A 17,652-nucleotide genomic window follows, 5' to 3' on the forward strand; every position below is an offset into this window, starting at 1 on the left:
GATTGAAATTACATCATACCGCCCATGCCACCCATACCGCCCATATCGCCGCCCATTGCTGGTGCGTCTTCTTTAGGCAGTTCAGCAACCATGCAGTCAGTAGTCAGCATCAAGCCAGCCACAGACGCCGCATTTTGCAGCGCAGAACGTGTTACTTTGGTTGGATCCAATACGCCCATTTCAACCATGTCGCCATAGGTTTCGTTGGCAGCGTTGTAACCGTAGTTGCCTTTACCAGCCGCTACATTGTTCACAACCACTGATGGCTCAACGCCAGCGTTTTGTGTGATTTGACGCAATGGCTCTTCAACCGCGCGCAACACAATTTTGATACCAGCATCTTGATCCAGGTTGTCACCTTTCACTTTAGCAATTGCGTCACGAGCACGAATCAGTGCCACGCCGCCGCCAGCCACGATACCTTCTTCAACCGCTGCACGTGTTGCGTGTAACGCATCTTCCACGCGGGCTTTTTTCTCTTTCATTTCGATTTCAGTGGTCGCGCCAACCTTGATCACAGCAACACCGCCAGCCAGCTTGGCCACGCGCTCTTGCAGTTTTTCACGGTCATAGTCGCTAGAAGCTTCTTCGATTTGTGTTTTGATCTGGCCGATACGTGCCTTGATCGCATCTTCGTTACCAGCGCCATCAATAATGATGGTGTTTTCTTTACCCACTTCAATGCGTTTTGCTTGACCCAGATCGTGCAGTTGTACACTTTCCAGTTTCAGGCCGACTTCTTCTGAAATCACAGTACCGCCGGTCAAAATAGCGATGTCTTCCAACATGGCTTTACGACGATCACCAAAACCAGGCGCTTTCACAGCAGTGGTTTTCAAGATGCCACGAATGTTGTTTACAACCAATGTTGCCAACGCTTCGCCATCTACGTCTTCAGCAATGATCAACAATGGGCGACCGGCTTTTGCAACTTGCTCCAGTGTTGGCAACAAATCACGGATGTTGGAGATTTTTTTGTCGTATAACAACACAAACGGGTTATCCAGCAACGCGATTTGGCGCTCTGGATTGTTGATGAAGTAAGGTGACAAATAACCACGGTCAAACTGCATGCCTTCAACCACGTCCAGCTCGTTGGTCAAGCCTGAACCGTCTTCAACCGTAATCACACCTTCTTTGCCTACTTTGTCCATCGCATCAGCAATGATTTGGCCTACAGAAGTGTCAGAGTTAGCAGAGATCGCACCGACTTGCGCGATTTCTTTGCTGGTTGTACAGGGCTTAGATTGTGCAGCCAGATCCGCTACAGCTGCTTCAACTGCTTTGTCGATGCCGCGTTTCAGATCCATTGGGTTCATACCCGCAGCCACAGACTTCATGCCCTCGCGAATAATCGCTTGCGCCAATACTGTCGCGGTTGTTGTGCCGTCACCAGCGATATCGTTGGTTTTTGAGGCTACTTCTTTCACCATCTGTGCGCCCATGTTTTCGAATTTATCTTTCAATTCGATCTCTTTAGCGACAGAAACACCATCCTTAGTGATGGTTGGCGCACCAAATGAACGCTCCAACACCACATTACGGCCTTTAGGGCCCAAAGTTACGCGCACTGCGTTGGCCAATACATTGACACCATTTACCATTTTTTGGCGAACGTCATCACCAAATCTTACGTCTTTAGCTGCCATTTAAAATCTCCTAATTGAATATCAGATAAGGTTGATCGTGAGTCAATTACTCAACAATCGCCATGATGTCTTCTTCACGCATGACCAACAGCTCTTCGCCGTTGACCTTCACTGTTTGGCCGGAATACTTGCCGAACAACACTTTGTCGCCGACTTTCACGTCCAATGGAATCGCTTTACCGTTGTCATCTTTTTTACCATTACCAATAGCCTGCACCACGCCTTGGTCTGGTTTCTCGGTCGCACTGTCAGGAATCACAATCCCTGAAGCGGTTGTGCGCTCTTCTGCGGCGCGTTTTACGATCACTCGATCGTGCAATGGACGAATACTCATGAATGTCTCCTTGGCTTTTTCTTAAAACTGTTATGAGGTTGAATTACATTTAATAGCGGTACGCATTTTAGCACTCGCGCACCTTGATTGCTAATTGGGGGTGGGGTTTTTTGATTTCAAGAGCAAACACGCAAATTTTTTATGGTTTTGTCGCTTTTTGTCGTTTGTCATTCAACTTGAGATTTTTGCAATTCAACACGAGGGTGTCATTTGTATAAAATCAAGTCATTCATTAACGATTAAATCTGAAAATAACAAACCATCAATTTGTTGAAGGTTTGAATTATGGTGCATCGATAAGCGTCCCGCTTGGATGATGGGATAAGGGGAATGTTGATAATTAGTCAGCATTTGTTTTCATTGATCTTTTGTTACGGGAATAGATTGACCAAACAATTAAGAACAATATTGCTAAAGGGATAAGGACTACTAGCCAGTCTGATAGCAACCAGCGTTCCATGGGCTCGGATGGAAAGCTTTGAGCTAAAAACTTACCACACCCACGCACGAGTAGTTGAATTACGAACTCCATTGGCTCAGCAAATACGTCCCCTTTGGATATATTTATTATATGCACTGCAGCGATCCTAATGGTTGAAGTAAAGGGCTGGCGACAATGTTAGCTCAGCCCACGTTATTCATAATGGACTATTTAAAGCGCATTTTCGCCAGTCCCGCTTGACTGATGGGTTCGGTGTTTTAATCATCGTTAATTCCCTCGTTCATTCCTTGGCTACCAATAGTTCGCCCCATGAAATCATCGGGTGGCGGTTGTTCATCGTGATATCTCCCTGCTGGTTTTTCATAAGGCCGATGAAAACCTATAACTATTAGTGCCCCCAAGAGTGGAATGAGCCAGACCAAAAGTAATTGTAAAAATCGCTGTTTTGTCGCGGATAAAGTGTCATTCCAAATCGACAAGCTCGCCTTTAAATTAAGCCACAAGATAGTTATTGCCAATAGGTTTAAAACTACTTCAACCAGCATCAACAGTTAACAGAAAATATAGAGCCCCATCGGTCTCTAAAATAAAAATTGAAGATTTGATACGCATGGCTGTATTCATAGCCCCTTCTTGGTTTTATGGGTGGTGTGTCTCTTTAGTCAGCGACTAATATAGAAATAGCGCATGACCGTTTTTGCTGATTGTAGACCAAAGGCTCAAACTTTCCATAGAGCCTTGTACACGGAGGCAACTTGAAATAGTGATTGCCTAGCTAAGCACTTATCGTTCGATGTCGCGTGCCATCGCGGTTGACAGTGTGTTGTTTTTATTTGCATGCCCTCAAGTATTGTCTGCCGATGACGAAATGAAGCTTGAGGGATACGCGATCTCAATTGCTGATGATCAGACTAACCGCATGTTTGCTGGAGTCTGTGCTGGTTTTCGGCACAACTGTACTCTAAAAATTCAGCATTTCTGTATCTGGTTTCATGGGGTTAAGTGGTCTACGATGCGATTCGTGGTTATTGCGTATTCACAAGCTGGCGTGCGTTAAGCCAGTCCATCATCTTCCAATCAGTAGGAACTATGTCGCAACAAAAAGCCGTTATCAAACCGTATCATCACCCTGCCGCTGGTTGGGGTGCGTTGAAGCAGGTTGCTGCGCAGCTGGCGCTGCAAAAAATCCCGGTGAAGGGGGTAATGACGCTGCTCGCCCAGAATCAGCCGGATGGCTTTGATTGCCCGGGTTGTGCTTGGCCAGACAAGGAACATACCTCAACGTTTGAGTTTTGTGAAAACGGTGTAAAGGCGGTGGCGGCTGAGGCCACGGCCAAGCGTGTGCCGCCTGAATTTTTTGCGAAGCACACGGTGACTGAGTTGATGGGCTGGAGCGATTTTTCGCTCGAAAATGAGGGCCGGTTGACGCATCCGATGCGCTATAACCCGGCAACAGATAAGTATGAGGCGATTGAGTGGGATGATGCATTTGCGCTGATCTCTGTGCATTTGAATGGCTTGGATCACCCGGATCAAGCGGTGTTTTACACTTCTGGCCGAGCTGGGAATGAAGCGGCTTTTCTGTATCAATTATTTGTCCGTGAATTTGGTACCAATAATTTTCCAGATTGTTCTAACCTTTGCCATGAATCGACCAGTATTGCGTTACCGGCTACGGTAGGCATTGGCAAGGGCTCGGTGACTTTGCATGATTTCGAGCATGCCGACACCATTTTGATTTTTGGCCAGAACCCAGCGACCAACCATCCAAGGATGTTAGGGGAGCTGCGTGAGGCGGCGAAACGTGGCGCACGCATTGTCGCGATCAACCCATTAAAAGAGCGCGGATTAGAGCGCTTTGCCGATCCGCAAAGCCCGTTTGATATGTTGTCTTTTAAAGGCAGCAAGATCAGTGACTTGTTTATCCAGCCGACGTTGGGCGGTGATCTGGCTTTGATTAAAGGCATGATCAAGTTCGTTATTCAGTGGGATGACGAGGCGCAGAAGCATGGCACCGAACGTGTGGTGGATGTTGATTTTATTACAGAGCATACCCGCCATTTTGAGTCGATTGCTGAAGATGCGCGCCAAGAAAGCTGGGATGTGATTGTGGCTGAATCTGGGGTGCCTTTGGCGCAGATTGAAGAGATTGCGCGCATTTATGCGACCGGTGATCGCGTGATTTCGACCTGGGGCATGGGGCTGACGCAACACAAACATGGCGTGGCGACCATTAAAACATTGGTGAACCTGATGTTGTTGCGCGGCAATATTGGCAAAGAGGGCGCAGGCCTGTGCCCGGTGCGCGGTCACAGCAATGTGCAGGGTAATCGCACCGTCGGCATTTATGAAAAAATGCCAGTAGAGTTTTTAGAGAGTCTAGAGCGCGTCTTTGATATCAAGGTGCCCAGAACCCCAGGCTACGATGCCGTCGGAGCGATTCAGGCCATGATTGATGGCCAGGCCAAAGTGTTTTTTGGTTTGGGCGGCAACTTTTCGATTGCGACGCCAGATACCGACCGCACCTGGGCGGGCATGCGCAATTGCGATTTAACCGCCCATGTGACCACCAAGCTGAACCGCAGTCATTTGGTGCATGGCAAACAGGCCTTGATTTTACCGTGCCTCGGCCGCACCGAGATTGATACGCAAGCGTCGGGCCCGCAAGGCGTGACCGTTGAGGATTCGATGAGCATGGTGCATATCTCTTATGGCATGAATAAGCCCGCTTCACCGCATTTGTTGTCCGAACCGGCGATTGTGGCGCGCTTGGCGCACGCCACACTTAAAAACAGCAAAACACCTTGGCTGGAATTCATCAAAGATTACAGCAAGATTCGTGACATGATTGAGCGCACCATGCCGGTGGCGTTTAAAGATTACAACCAACGCATTAAAACCCCGGGTGGCTTCCGTCTGCCGGTGCCTTCGAGCGAGCGTATTTGGAATACGCCATCGGGCAAAGCGGAGTTTAGCGTGCAGGCGATTCCGCAACACTCGCCGATTCATCAAGCCCGCGAGCAATATGGCGACCGGTTGTTTGTGCTGATGACAACCCGTTCGCACGATCAATATAACACTACCATTTATGGCATGGATGACCGTTATCGCGGGGTGTTCGGCCAGCGTCGCGTGGTTTTTATGAACCCACAAGACATCGCGCGCATGCATTTGCAGGCCGGTGACTGGGTGAATTTGGTCAGTGTTTGGCCAGATGGCATTTCTCGCCGTGCGAATCAGTTTTTAGTGGTTGCTTATGACATCCCGCCGGGTTGTTTGAGTGGTTACTATCCTGAGACCAATAACTTGGTGCCACTCGAAAGCATCGCGGATGATTCACGCACCCCGACCTCAAAATCGATTCCCGTGATTCTGGAGAAAACCAACGCACCAGAGGTCGTCCATGCTGCGTGAGTATGATGATGTGTCTGCAAATGCAGGTTTGCAGCATGAGGCGGATGTAGAGGCAGGCTTTCTGGCGGACTATGTGCCGTTGGATCAAAGCACCGTATTGATGTTGGGTATCCTTGAGTTGCTGCACGCTGAACACAAGGCGGGCCGGGCACAGGTTTCGTTGGCGGTGCTCTGCAAGCGTTTGGGCATCCGCATGAGCACCTTGCAGCGTTTGATGACCGCACTCAGCGAGCAAACGCTGGTCGAGGTGTTTACGCAAAAGGCGCGTTTGGTAGCGACATTAACTGCCGCCGGACAAGACGTCGCGCAGGCTTTGCAAACGGCGTAAGCACGGCGCGCTCCACCGTCCGCCTCGAATCTCGGCGCTAGCGTATAATCGTTGTTATTCCCTCAATTAACCCTTCCGCCAGCCCACCATGAAGCTTTATGTCTCGTTTGCCGCCCGCATTCGCGCAATGATCGATGAAGGCGTGTTGCGACCTGGGGAGAAGGTGTTCTCGGTCAGGCAGGCCAGCCAACAATACGGGCTGAGTATAAGCACCGTGTTGCGCAGTTATTTGCTGTTAGAGCAAGAGGGCGTCATCAGCAGCCATCCACAATCCGGTTATTACGTCACCCCACGCAAACGCTTGCAGCAAAAGCAAGGCTCGCCTTTGGCAAAAGACCTCAATTTGTCTGAGGTGGATGCGAGTAAGCTGGTGCTCACCACCCTAAAATCGATCCGCGAATTTGGTACCGTGCCTTTGGGCTCGCCGTTTCCTGATCCGCAATTGTTTCCCCTCAAACGCATTCATCAGTATGAAAAAGCCCTCACCGATGATGGTGGTGAGTGGGGCGTGTTGAGTGACTTGCCGCCTGGCAATGAAATGTTGCGCCAACAAATTGCACGCCGCTATCTCGCGCTGGGCATGCATGCCTCGCCCGACGATATTGTCATCACACACGGTGCAACCGAGGCGATCACACTGTGCCTGCAAGCGGTGGCAAAGCCTGGGGATGCGATTGCGATGGAGTCGCCCGGTTATTATGCTTTGGCGCATACTGTCGAGCGGCTGGGGATGAAGGTGGTTGAGGTACGTACTGATCCGACATCTGGTATCGCGCTCGATGCCCTGCGCGCCGTGTGCGCCAATGTGCGCATCGCAGCGGTGATTTTGACCACCAACTTTCAAAACCCGCTGGGTTTTGTCATGCCCCCAACTAAAAAACAAGCGTTGGTGGCGTTTTTGGCCGAACAGCAGATTCCGTTGATTGAGGATGATGTTTACAGCGAGCTGTATTTTAGCGAGCAGGCGCCTTTGCCAGCCAAAGCCTATGACTACAGCGGCATGGTGTTGCATTGCGCGTCTTTTTCTAAGTCGCTGGCCCCCGGCTATCGGGTGGGCTGGACTAGCGCTGGGCGTTATCGAGGGGAGGTCGAGCGGCTGATGTTTTTGAGTAGTTTGTCATTGGCCTCGGCGCCGCAAATTGCCATTGCCAAGTTTATGCAACGCGATAGCTACGAGCAGCATCTTAAACAGTTGCGCCATACCTTGCGCTCTAATTACATATTAATACGCAATGTGCTTGAACAAAGCTTTCCGGTGGGGACAGAGTTTTCTGAGCCCCAAGGCGGATATGTGATTTGGGTCAAACTGCCCCCAGCCTTGGATGCATTGCAGTTATACCGCGCAGCCATTGATAACGGCATTACCGTCGCGCCGGGCACTATTTTTTCACGAACAAAAGAGCATACGCATTATATTCGTCTCAATTTTAGTCATTTGTGGACACTGGCGATTGAACAAGCCGTGCGTGAGGTGGGGGCCCTGGCGTGCGCGTTGTTGCGTTCAGAAAAGCCCAAGCAGGTTGGCCGGCTAAACGAACCATCTGCCGATTAACGCTTGCCGCGGCTGGCCTTATGTTTTAGAAAAGTAAATGGTAGCGCGGCATCAAGCTTGCATAGTCAAGTGGTTATTCGCCTCGGCCAAATACGGCTGAATACGTTCTTTAGGCATCGGTTTGGCAAAGTAATAGCCTTGCACTAACTGGCAACCCATGGCACGTAAAAATGCAACCTGACTCTCGGTCTCGGCGCCTTCTGCCACACACTCCATATGCATGCCTTGGCAAAGCGTCAGAATTGAGCGCACGATGGTTTGGCTGGTGGTATTGGTCTCAATATCTTTTACAAAGCTGCGGTCAATTTTCAGTTTATCCAACGGCAAGCTTTGCACGTGGCTGAGGCTTGAATATCCAGTACCAAAATCATCCAGCGCCACTTTGGCGCCAGCACGGCGCAGTAGGCTAATATTTTCTCTAGCGGTTTCAAAGTCCTGCAATAAGGCGGTTTCTGTGATTTCAAACACAAATCGATCCGGCGCCAGTTGGCTGCTTAACATCATCTCAATCAATGCATGAATCACGCCCTGATTGATCACATCATAGGCAGACAAATTGAATGATAGGCGTATCGTGGCTGGCCAGTGGGCCATCTCCGCCATTGAGCTGCGAAACAGCAGCTTGGTGATGTCGGCAATCATGCCCAAACTTTCGGCCACTGGAATAAACATGGCTGGCGACACCGCGCCGATGGTGGGGCTTTGCCAGCGCGCCAGACTTTCAAAGGCAGATACTTCACCCGTTTTAAGGTCGATAATCGGTTGAAAAACGGGATAAAGCTCAGCTTCGATATCGGCCGTGCGCAAGGCCTGATCAATATGATTCAGTTGCATGCGCGCTTGCTCTAGGGTGTCAGAGTAAATTTCGAGGTTGCCGCGGCCAGTGCGTTTTACGTGATACAACGCAAAGTCGGCATGCTCATATAATTGTTGTGCCGTGACCAGATCGTCGCAGGCAATACAAGCGCCCATCGAGGCCTTGACCTTAATCAACAGACCATCCACGCTAATCGGCTGCGAAATGGCTTGGTTGATATCATGTGCAACTTGCTTGAGCAGGCCGTGGTCTGCATCTGTGAGCAAATGAAAAGCAAACTCATCGCCCCCGAGTCGATAAAAGCACACTTGATTCGGTCTGACTTGCGCCAGCCGCTTACCAACCTCAATTAACACTACATCGCCAATATGATGGCCGTGCACATCATTGACTGGCTTAAAGTTGTCGAGGTCTAAAATACCCACAGCAAAGCATGCGTCCGTTTGTTTTGCCAGCATCAGCTGCTGGTCGACCTGCACAAAAAACTGCCGCCGGTTGGGCAGATGTGTCAGCACATCCTGATTGGCCAAACGCTGATTGTCTTTTGACAGTGCCTGCGAGGCATGGTTAGCGTTTACCCATTTATCAAACATGGTGGTGCTGCCACGCATGGTGATCAGCATGCCCACCTCAAACACCAAAATCAGCAAGGTCATCAGGTGCGCATGTTCAAAGTCGCCGCGATAGATGCACGCGATTGCCGACGAAATCATCATCAGATTGAAGGCATAAGCGGCAGGGCCCAGCTTGCTTAACATGAAGGCGAAACAGAAACCGTACAGCGCGTTGAAAAAGATGAGGAAGTAATGACCGAAGGTGTCAGTGAGGGGGAATAAATAAACGCTACGCCAAAAAGTAAAAAATCCCGCCACAATAAAAACGATAGAGGCGATCTCGAGTCGTTTGCGGATGTTTTCGATGCTGGGTTGTTCGTCGCGGTGCGAGAACCAATAAAACAACAAACAACAACCGACCAGAATCCTGATCAAGGGCGTTGCGATTGACAATGACCAATGCACCTGGGCATGCAACACAACCATTTGGATACTGATCGCACTGATGGCGGTGAATAACGCGACGGGCACATCCTCAAGCAGGCTGTTGTAGCGCGCTCGGAGCACTTCAGGGCTGGTCGTTTTAAAAAATGGCATTGCTTTTTTGAATAATTATTATCTAAATACTGACCCAATAGTAAGCGTGTCTAAACAGGTTTGATTCGGTAAACACAGCCCTTAAAGCTTGCCAATTTTGCCAATGGCCTGCAACCAAGCGCTGGCAACAAAGCGTTGCTTGCGTGCTTTTGCTGCGGTTCACTGCTACGTCAATTTTACTTTTATTTCAATTATATTGGCTGGTTTATTGCAGCCATTTTTCTAAAAAACGGTTCAAATAAGCCGACGGCGAAGCCGTTTGCGCGCACCCGATACATTTTTTTAATTGAGAATCAATCTCTTATCAAAAAGCGCAGTCATGGCATGTGTTTTGCAAATCATCAGACTATTCAAAGTAGGGTGGTGACATATGAGCGAGACACTGGCTTGGTGCGGCATTGATTTAACCTGGGCGTACAGCGACGTCTTGCGTCGCATTGGTCGTCGTACCGCTTGCGTGCAGCGGGCTAAAGATATTTTGCACGACGCATTGGTGTTCTTTGCAGTGTCAAATCATCCTGCGCGTGAAGCGTCGCCACAAGCGTATTTGAATGGCATCGTGAATCATCTGATGGTGGATGAGTTTCGCCACCGCACCCGTTTTGTGGAAGAGGATCAGATTGATGAAGCGGCACTGATTCTTGAGTGCTCGCCCGAACAACTCTATGAAACGCGGCAAAAGCTGCAATATTTGCAGCGCGTGGTGGATGCATTGCCTGAAAAATGTCGGCAAGTATTTTGGCTTTTTCACGTCGATGAAATGAAGCAGCGTGAGATTGCCGAGCAGCTAAATATCAGCACCAACATGGTTGAAAAACACTTGATTCGCGCCATGTTGGATATCCGCGCCTTTCAACAGGCGATGCATTAATGCCTTTTGTCGCCCATGGCTAAACCGCTCACCCTGAGTGAGATCGCAGCCCGCTGGTATTTGCGGATGCGTGAGCACGCTAACAAGCAGCGGACAAACGAACGCCATGCGTTTGAGCAATGGCTGGCCGATGACCCGCGCCATGGTGCCGAATACGACAGCATCGCCCGTGCCATGCGCCAGCTCGATTCAACCGAGGGATTATCTAGTCTTGCGCAGGCAGCCGAGCAGCATACGTTTTTAACCAGCGAGACCCGCCGCAAAGCCAAACAACGCCGTCTGGCGCACTTGATGGTGGTCTGTTTTATCGGCCTAGCCGGCTTTTTTTCGCACCAGCAATATCAAGTCTGGCAAGCCGCCCCTGTGATGCAACTGGCCGCCCAAAACCCGGTTGGTCAAATCGTGACTAGAACCTTAGATGATGGCAGCAAGGTGACCCTGAGCGCCAAGAGTGATATGGAAATCACCTATTATCGCCACCAGCGCCATGTGCTGCTCAAAGAAGGTGAAGCCATTTTTGAGGTGACCAAAGATCCCGAGCGTCCGTTTGTGGTTGAAACCGATACCGCCAAAGTCACTGTGTTGGGCACGCGTTTTGCCGTGAACCGCTTGCAGCAATTGGTGCGTGTAAGTGTGGATCATGGGCTGGTCAGAGTGGAGGCCAAGGTTGACGCCAACGGTGAGGCCGCGACAACACTGCCTGAAAATCCGCCCAGCATAGCGCGCGAGATCACCAATGGCCAGGTGCTTGAAGTGTATGCGAACCATGCCATGGTGTTGGTCAACCGCCCAGCGTCGGATGCTTTTGCATTTCTTAAAGGGCGGCTGGTGTTTGATCGGGCGGATACCAATGAAATTGCCGATACCGTTTCACGCTATCGTCAAAAACCGGTGCAATCCCAAGGCAAGCAGGTGCGCAACATTTCAGCCGATATTAATATTCAAGATATTGATCAGTTCTTGCATGGGCTGCCCAATGTCGCGCCGGTTAAACTGCAAGACACCGCGCAATACACTCTTCTTAAAGCACAACATTAATCCCACCGAATCTAGGCGCCCCACGGGCGCTTTTTTTATGCCTCACTCGGCGTGGCTCCCAGCCAAATCTCCGCAATAGCACCGCCTTAAATGTAAATATTGGTTAGCGACATCAGGGTTTTCATCCGCTCACAGAGGAGTCATAGGACAGGAGAAGAATCTGTGAACACACATAAGAAAATACAAAGAAGAGGCCTACACACAGCACTGACTGCCCTGAGTTTCATGGCAACGCAACCAGTGTGGGCGGAAGCATTGAATACCCAACTGCCAACCAAACAGGAAGAAGGCTTTAGTGTGCCCGTCAATGTGGATATTCCAGCGCAACCGCTGGCTAACTCGCTGCACGACCTAGGCAAAGCCACAGGCATGAATATCTCATTCCCCAACGACGTTGTCTCTGGCAAAACTGCCCCCGAAGTCAGAGGCCGTATGACGCGCAAAGAAGCGCTGCAACGTGTACTGGGTGAGAGCGGTCTCGTGCCTAAAACTGAGGGTAATAACATCGTCATCCAAAAACCGCCCAAAGAAGCCAAAAAAGACATTCAACTCGATAAAGTAGAAGTCCGCGCAAAACGCTTTTATGAAGTTGGGCCTTTGCCTGGGCTTGGTCTGACAAAGGAAGAAATTCCCGGCAACGTGCAAAGCATTTCGGCTAAAGAGATCAAAGAAGCGCACTCGTTAAGCATTACAGACTTAATGAACCGCAAGCTGCAATCAGTGACAGTGAATGATTACCAAGGCAATCCATTCCAGATGGACGTTCAATATCGTGGTTTTACTGCTGGACCTCAGATTGGTACGCCTCAAGGCCTATCCGTATTTTTGGATGGCATTCGTGTAAACGAGCCGTTTGGTGACGTAGTGAACTGGGACATGATCCCCATGAATGCATTAGCTGGCGTAGACGTATTCCCTGGGTCAAACCCGATTTTTGGGCTGAATACCTTGGGTGGCGCATTCTCCATGAAAACCAAAGATGGTTTTAATAATGCTGGCCTGGATGCTGATGTGCTCACAGGTTCATTTGGCAGGAAACAATTACAGGCTGAAGCGGGTTGGAACAACGGCACGATTGGTTTGTTTGCGGCAGGTAACTTCTTTCTAGAAGATGGTTGGCGGAAGAACTCCCCAAGTAAAGTAAATCAGCTGTTTACTAAAGCTAGTTTCCGTGGGGAAAAGATTGACCTCAATTTCAGCACTTTATTAGTAGGCAATGATTTAACCGGCAATGGACTAATCCCCAGCGAAATGTATGAAAAAAATAGGAATGATGTTTTCACCAGTCCTGATGAAACCAAGAATAGATTAAGCCAGTTCCAGCTTAGTGGTAGTTATTTCGTTAATGACACTTTCACTATCACTGGCCAGGTACATCGTCGAAATAGCAAGCGTAGTCAAAAAGGCACAGATGTGATGACCGACTACGCGGATGATCTAACTGCTAAGCGCAGACCCGCTGCCTCAGAACAATTCACTTGTTTATACAGGACTAGTGGCGCTAATGCATACAGTCCAGGTAGCCAGGCCAATCGCTATGGCTTGCCCGACTATATTGTGGTGCCTGTGAATTATGACAATCCAGGAGTTAGTGGCGGTAATTTTGACTTCGAAAATAGCGCATTCAACCAAGACTTTAATAATGGCACATTGGATATCAGCAATTACACCAATTTAATTAATACTGAACTGCCTGATGAAGTAGTAACCAGATTTAAATATACATATGAGGAGTTTAAGAACTTCAGTGAGGCCAATGCTTACACGAGGGGCAATGTTAAACCACATCCAACAGGTCCGATTGATCCAAGTCTTAATGAACCAACTTATAACGTCCCCTTTTCGACAATCTTTACTCCTAGTGATACAGGCGGGATATCGTATGACGGCACGAGCTATTTCTTTACCAGAGACCCTGCGAGTAATGCGGTCATTAAAAACTATGTAATGATGCTTACGCCACTTAATCTTGCAGATTGCGCTAACCCTGCACCGCTGGATGAGATTGACTTAAATACTTTCCAGCCAATATATGTCGATGGTGTGGCCGTCAACCAACCTGGGGTTGTTGAAGGAACACCGACCGCTTTAATCACTGAAAACCAGATTGACCAAGTTAAAGATGGCTTCTCTTTACAGTTCAACTGGAATCTTGAAAAACACAAATTCATGGTGGGTGCATCCATCGATTCAGCGAATGCCGATTATTCAAACTATCAACGTTTAGGCTTTCTTGATTTCGAGCGCAATGGTTATTTGGATCCTGCACAAGCACATCCACAGTTTGCTGGCGCATTCGTTCCGCTGGCCAATAATAATTTTGAGGGTACGCAAGTTACCCAGAGTGTCTACTTTAGTGAGACATGGACGCCCGTTGAGACACTGCATTTAAGCGCTTCAGGTCGGTATAACCAAACGTTTGTAAAAAACAAAATTGCAGCCAGAAGTGGTTTTTTAAACTACAGCATAGGCGATGTGATTGCAGAGCCTGATCGATATAACGTTTGTGGAGATACCAATGGTGATGGCGTTGTCACAATGGCGGATTGCGCTGGCATCCCATTAGGCTATCGTCCGCTTAATTTAACCAGAGTCCTTGATCCGGCTGAAACCGAGAAATTCAGTTTTTACTCATTCAATCCATCTTTAGGCGTGAGTTGGCAAGCGAAAGAAAGCCTAAATGTTTACGCCAATTGGGCAAAGGGAACACGTGTACCTAGTGTGATTGAGTTGGGTTGTGCGTTTGACAAAACCCCGACGCTTTCAGGGGGTAATTTAATACCTAAAAGCCTCGCTGAAAACAGGCAATGTACCTTACCCACCAGTTTATCTGGTGACCCGTTTTTACCCCAAATACAAGCAACGACCTATGACATTGGCTTTCGAGGAAACTTACCTAGCGTATTTGGAATTGATGCGGTGCAATGGAATTTGGGAGCTTTCCAGACTGATTTAAAAGACGATATTTATTTTGTGGCTGTGGGCAATGGTGCAGGTTTTTTTGACAGCATTGGCAAAACGCGCAGAAGAGGGATTGAAGCAGGTGTTTCTGGTAAAAAAAATCGATGGGGTTTTCGTTTAAATTATTCGTTAACGGACGCCACATTCGAAGATAAATTTCGGATGATCAGCCTAGACAACAGTAGTTCTACAGATAGAAATGACGGTTACGGGCAGGCAATTGACGTAAAGCCCGGAAGCACCATGCCTGGCGTCCCTCTGCATAACTTGAATGCCACGCTGACCTATGATGTGACCGATCGGTGGACGCTAGGTGTCACTGGGGTAGCCCATTCCGACAGCTATTTGCGAGGCAATGAAAACAATGAGCATCGGCAGGGTGTAGCCCGCTCATTTGATGTTACCGATCCTCTATTAGGGCAAGTGACAGTAACTCGACCCCCAACCACAAACCCAGGAAAAGTGGATGGTTACGCCACATTTAACTTCCAGACCAGTTACCGATTCAACAAAGAGTGGACGGCCACCATGCTGGTTAATAATCTTTTTGATAAAGAGTATTTCAGCGCAGGTCGCTTAGGGCGTAACCCATTCTCTCCAAGCATCAATGGTGCGATTGGGCCGGATGGATATAACCATAACTCCGGAGATTGGCTAAGTACTAATTTTATCGCACCGGGTGCGCCTAGAGGTATCTGGTTCAGTTTGAATTGGCACTTTATGCCGGATTGATTGCATTGGGAAAAGCTCCTAATGCACTTGTGCAGATTTTGAAAGAATATGACCACCTGCGACCACCTAGGGAGTTCAATCTCGACTTGAAAAGCTGGAAACTAAATCACGATTGTGTGAATGGTGGTGGTACAGGCAGCCTTAAGTGCCTGCTAGTTGTATTTCGTTAAATCTGGAGTTTTATATAATGCAAAGAAAAATATTAAATTTAGCAGTAATTAGCGCATTAGGTTTCTCTCAATATGCACAGGCCGGATGGGTGACTGTGCCATCGACTGGTTTTACGGATTCAGCATATACCAATTGTTACAACGCAGGTCGTACATCAACTGCGGCAAGAGGTAACTTTGGATCACTGGCATTAGTTGCACAGCAATATCCATCCAATGGTGTGGTTGATACATGTTGGACAAATGCACCGGCTACTGAAGCTTCTTTACCTCCAGCTAGCCGTTCAGGAGCTGCATTCACTGGATTTACTCAAACAGGGAGTACGTCACGTGCAATCCCTAACCCAGTATCTGGTGGGATGGTTATTGGTAATGTGTATGAAAAATATTGGCGTAACCCAACAACCAATACATGTTTAATTGCAACTAGAGTCATTATGAGCGCAGTTGACTCTGATGCCGCCGTTGGAACCCAGTACTTCAAGGTAAATGATTTAGTTCGCAGTGGTTTTAGCGGTGCAGGAGATGTTTACTTTGCTTATGCCTTTCCGGCTAACCTGACACCTGTTTCTATTATGTCTCCAATCTACCGTGTAGGGCGTACCTTTACTTCTGTACAGCACCGTGCGTTAAGGTATGACACTCTTGCCAACAAATCTCAAAATGGTACTAACTATCTCGATCTGCCAACGAAAAACAGTGTGTCAGCTGAGATTACCGGAGAACCAACTGGGATTTTTGCTTCTACAACAGCCTCCACCACACTCGCGAAACAAGATGCTGTGGTGAATAGCAATCACATTGATTTCACACTAGATACTGTATATGCCAATGAAGATGGATCTTCTGGTGCTTATTCAGCTATCACGTACGTTGAAGCATCTTGTAATGCGTTGCCAACAGAGCAGTTTGGTGCAATCAGGCTCCGTCAAACAGGGCAGGAGAATGCTACGTTAAAAGCAATTGACATTACTGGCTACACGATTGGTACACCATAGTGTTAGAGCTTGGAATCAGCTTAGCAAGCAAAAATATTGAAGCACTTGTGACCACCCAAAGAATTCAACCTCAACCAGATTAGAACTCACGAGGGACTAACGATTGTGGTGAATTGGTGATGCAGGCAGCCACAAATGCCTGCCTATTGTAACTCTAAGGAGTAAGAAATGAAAAACACGTTACTTAAGTTAGCGGTTATTGGAGCTTTAAGTTTTACTCAATATGCACAGGCAGGATGGGTGACAGTCCCATCAACCGGTTTCACGGGTTCTGCATATACAAATTGTTACAACGCAGGGCGTACCGCATCTGTACCTAAAGGTAACTTTGGATCACATCCTTTAGTTGCTGCTCAATATCCATCTTCAACTGCTAGTAATACATGCTGGACTACAGGACCATCTACTGAGGCAGCTTTGCCGCCAACCAGCAGAACTGGTAGTGCTTTTACAGGGTTTACTCAAACAGGGAGTGCTCTTCGTCCTATTCCTAACCCTGTGTCTGGAGGGTCAACTATTGGTAATGTTTATGAAAAATACTGGCGTAACCCGACCACAAATACTTGCCTGATTGCAACTCGCGTTAACATGTTGAATGTTGACTCTGACTCTGAGGCTGGCACACAGTACTTCGAAGTGAATGACGTTGTGCGCAGTGGTTTCAGCGGATCTAGCGATGTTTACATTGCTTATGCTTTCCCTAGCAATCTCACCCCTATTACTGTTATGTCACCAGTGTATCGCGCCGGTAGAACGTTCACATCAGTCCAACATCGTGCTTTGAAGTACGACACCCTAGCAAACAAAGCTCTAAATGGGACCAACTATCTGGATTTACCAACAGCAAACTCAGTGACATCAGCAACATCGGGAGAGCCTACTGGTATTTCTGCAACAACAACGGCATCAACAACAAGTGCTACTCAAGACGCAGTCGTTAACAGTAATCACGTGGATTTCACCATGGATGCCGTATATCAGGATGATGATGGCTCGACAAACGCATATTCAGCAATTGCTTATGTCGAGGCATCTTGCAGTGCTGTGCCGACCGAGCAAGCAGGGGCTATCAGATTACGTCAAACAGGCCAGGAAAATGCAACTCTTAAAGCAATTGATATGACAGGTTATGCGATTGGTACTCCATAAAGCTTTGGCTATGTTTGATCATTAAACTTTAGCAAGGCAATTTATT

General features: G+C 48.2%; 11 protein-coding genes. 8 read left to right on the plus strand and 3 right to left on the minus strand.

Features of this window, described 5'->3' with window-relative positions; all coding sequences use genetic code 11:
• Positions 1 to 8 precede the first annotated feature (8 nt).
• Positions 9 to 1,649 carry a chaperonin GroEL gene (gene groL / locus FIT99_RS02760; RefSeq protein WP_140002743.1) on the minus strand — a complete coding sequence of 547 codons (1,641 nt, stop codon included), beginning with the start codon at positions 1,647 to 1,649 and terminating at the stop codon, positions 9 to 11.
• 46 nt (positions 1,650 to 1,695) lie between these two features.
• Complete coding sequence (locus FIT99_RS02765; protein WP_029148210.1) at positions 1,696 to 1,983, minus strand: co-chaperone GroES; 288 nt, start codon at positions 1,981 to 1,983, stop codon at positions 1,696 to 1,698.
• A gap of 1,531 nt (positions 1,984 to 3,514) precedes the next feature.
• On the opposite strand from FIT99_RS02765, the gene FIT99_RS02770 reads away from it, so the two are divergent.
• The 3 genes from FIT99_RS02770 to FIT99_RS02780 all read left to right on the plus strand — a co-directional run bounded on the left by FIT99_RS02770 (position 3,515) and on the right by FIT99_RS02780 (position 7,719).
• Entirely contained in the window at positions 3,515 to 5,839 is a 2,325-nt protein-coding gene (locus FIT99_RS02770) for an FdhF/YdeP family oxidoreductase (protein WP_140002746.1), read from the plus strand.
• Positions 5,829 to 6,167 carry a hypothetical protein gene (locus tag FIT99_RS02775; RefSeq protein ID WP_140002749.1) on the plus strand — a complete coding sequence of 113 codons (339 nt, stop codon included), beginning with the start codon at positions 5,829 to 5,831 and terminating at the stop codon, positions 6,165 to 6,167. The genes FIT99_RS02770 and FIT99_RS02775 overlap by 11 nt, the downstream gene beginning before the upstream one ends.
• A gap of 88 nt (positions 6,168 to 6,255) precedes the next feature.
• A complete protein-coding gene (locus tag FIT99_RS02780) occupies positions 6,256 to 7,719 on the plus strand; it encodes an aminotransferase-like domain-containing protein (RefSeq protein WP_140002752.1) in 1,464 nt (487 codons plus the stop codon).
• Between the two features lie 51 nt (positions 7,720 to 7,770).
• On the opposite strand, the gene FIT99_RS02785 is transcribed toward FIT99_RS02780, so the two are convergent.
• Positions 7,771 to 9,687 (minus strand): putative bifunctional diguanylate cyclase/phosphodiesterase, encoded by a 1,917-nt coding sequence (locus FIT99_RS02785; RefSeq protein WP_140002755.1) that lies wholly within the window; start codon positions 9,685 to 9,687, stop codon positions 7,771 to 7,773.
• Positions 9,688 to 10,057: 370 nt separating this feature from the next.
• Here FIT99_RS02785 and FIT99_RS02790 point away from each other — a divergent pair, with 370 nt between their 5' ends.
• The 5 genes from FIT99_RS02790 (at position 10,058) to FIT99_RS12435 (ending at position 17,606) form a co-directional block, all read left to right on the plus strand.
• The gene (locus FIT99_RS02790) at positions 10,058 to 10,558 is read left to right on the plus strand and encodes an RNA polymerase sigma factor (RefSeq protein WP_140002758.1); all 501 of its coding nucleotides are present in this window, start codon (positions 10,058 to 10,060) and stop codon (positions 10,556 to 10,558) included.
• 15 nt (positions 10,559 to 10,573) lie between these two features.
• Entirely contained in the window at positions 10,574 to 11,596 is a 1,023-nt protein-coding gene (locus FIT99_RS02795; RefSeq protein ID WP_223261250.1) for a FecR family protein, read from the plus strand.
• A gap of 225 nt (positions 11,597 to 11,821) precedes the next feature.
• Complete coding sequence (locus FIT99_RS02800) at positions 11,822 to 15,289, plus strand: TonB-dependent receptor domain-containing protein (RefSeq protein ID WP_189524774.1); 3,468 nt, start codon at positions 11,822 to 11,824, stop codon at positions 15,287 to 15,289.
• A 187-nt stretch (positions 15,290 to 15,476) separates the two neighbouring features.
• Positions 15,477 to 16,457 (plus strand): hypothetical protein, encoded by a 981-nt coding sequence (locus FIT99_RS12430; RefSeq protein WP_223261251.1) that lies wholly within the window; start codon positions 15,477 to 15,479, stop codon positions 16,455 to 16,457.
• A 168-nt stretch (positions 16,458 to 16,625) separates the two neighbouring features.
• A complete protein-coding gene (locus tag FIT99_RS12435) occupies positions 16,626 to 17,606 on the plus strand; it encodes a hypothetical protein (RefSeq protein WP_223261252.1) in 981 nt (326 codons plus the stop codon).
• Positions 17,607 to 17,652: the final 46 nt, after the last annotated feature.

Origin of the sequence: Methylophilus medardicus (assembly GCF_006363955.1) — a bacterium.
Taxonomy (GTDB): domain Bacteria; phylum Pseudomonadota; class Gammaproteobacteria; order Burkholderiales; family Methylophilaceae; genus Methylophilus; species Methylophilus medardensis.

Excerpts from the sequence above, each read along its gene's own strand:
- FIT99_RS02770 (WP_140002746.1), top strand. The coding sequence starts at position 3,515 with ATGTCGCAACAAAAAGCCGTTATCAAACCGTATCATCACCCTGCCGCT.
- FIT99_RS02790 (WP_140002758.1), top strand. The coding sequence starts at position 10,058 with ATGAGCGAGACACTGGCTTGGTGCGGCATTGATTTAACCTGGGCGTAC.
- groL (WP_140002743.1), bottom strand. The coding sequence starts at position 1,649 with ATGGCAGCTAAAGACGTAAGATTTGGTGATGACGTTCGCCAAAAAATG.
- FIT99_RS12430 (WP_223261251.1), top strand. The coding sequence starts at position 15,477 with ATGCAAAGAAAAATATTAAATTTAGCAGTAATTAGCGCATTAGGTTTC.
- FIT99_RS02800 (WP_189524774.1), top strand. The coding sequence starts at position 11,822 with ATGGCAACGCAACCAGTGTGGGCGGAAGCATTGAATACCCAACTGCCA.
- FIT99_RS02780 (WP_140002752.1), top strand. The coding sequence starts at position 6,256 with ATGAAGCTTTATGTCTCGTTTGCCGCCCGCATTCGCGCAATGATCGAT.
- FIT99_RS02765 (WP_029148210.1), bottom strand. The coding sequence starts at position 1,983 with ATGAGTATTCGTCCATTGCACGATCGAGTGATCGTAAAACGCGCCGCA.
- FIT99_RS12435 (WP_223261252.1), top strand. The coding sequence starts at position 16,626 with ATGAAAAACACGTTACTTAAGTTAGCGGTTATTGGAGCTTTAAGTTTT.
- FIT99_RS02775 (WP_140002749.1), top strand. The coding sequence starts at position 5,829 with ATGCTGCGTGAGTATGATGATGTGTCTGCAAATGCAGGTTTGCAGCAT.
- FIT99_RS02785 (WP_140002755.1), bottom strand. The coding sequence starts at position 9,687 with ATGCCATTTTTTAAAACGACCAGCCCTGAAGTGCTCCGAGCGCGCTAC.
- FIT99_RS02795 (WP_223261250.1), top strand. The coding sequence starts at position 10,574 with ATGGCTAAACCGCTCACCCTGAGTGAGATCGCAGCCCGCTGGTATTTG.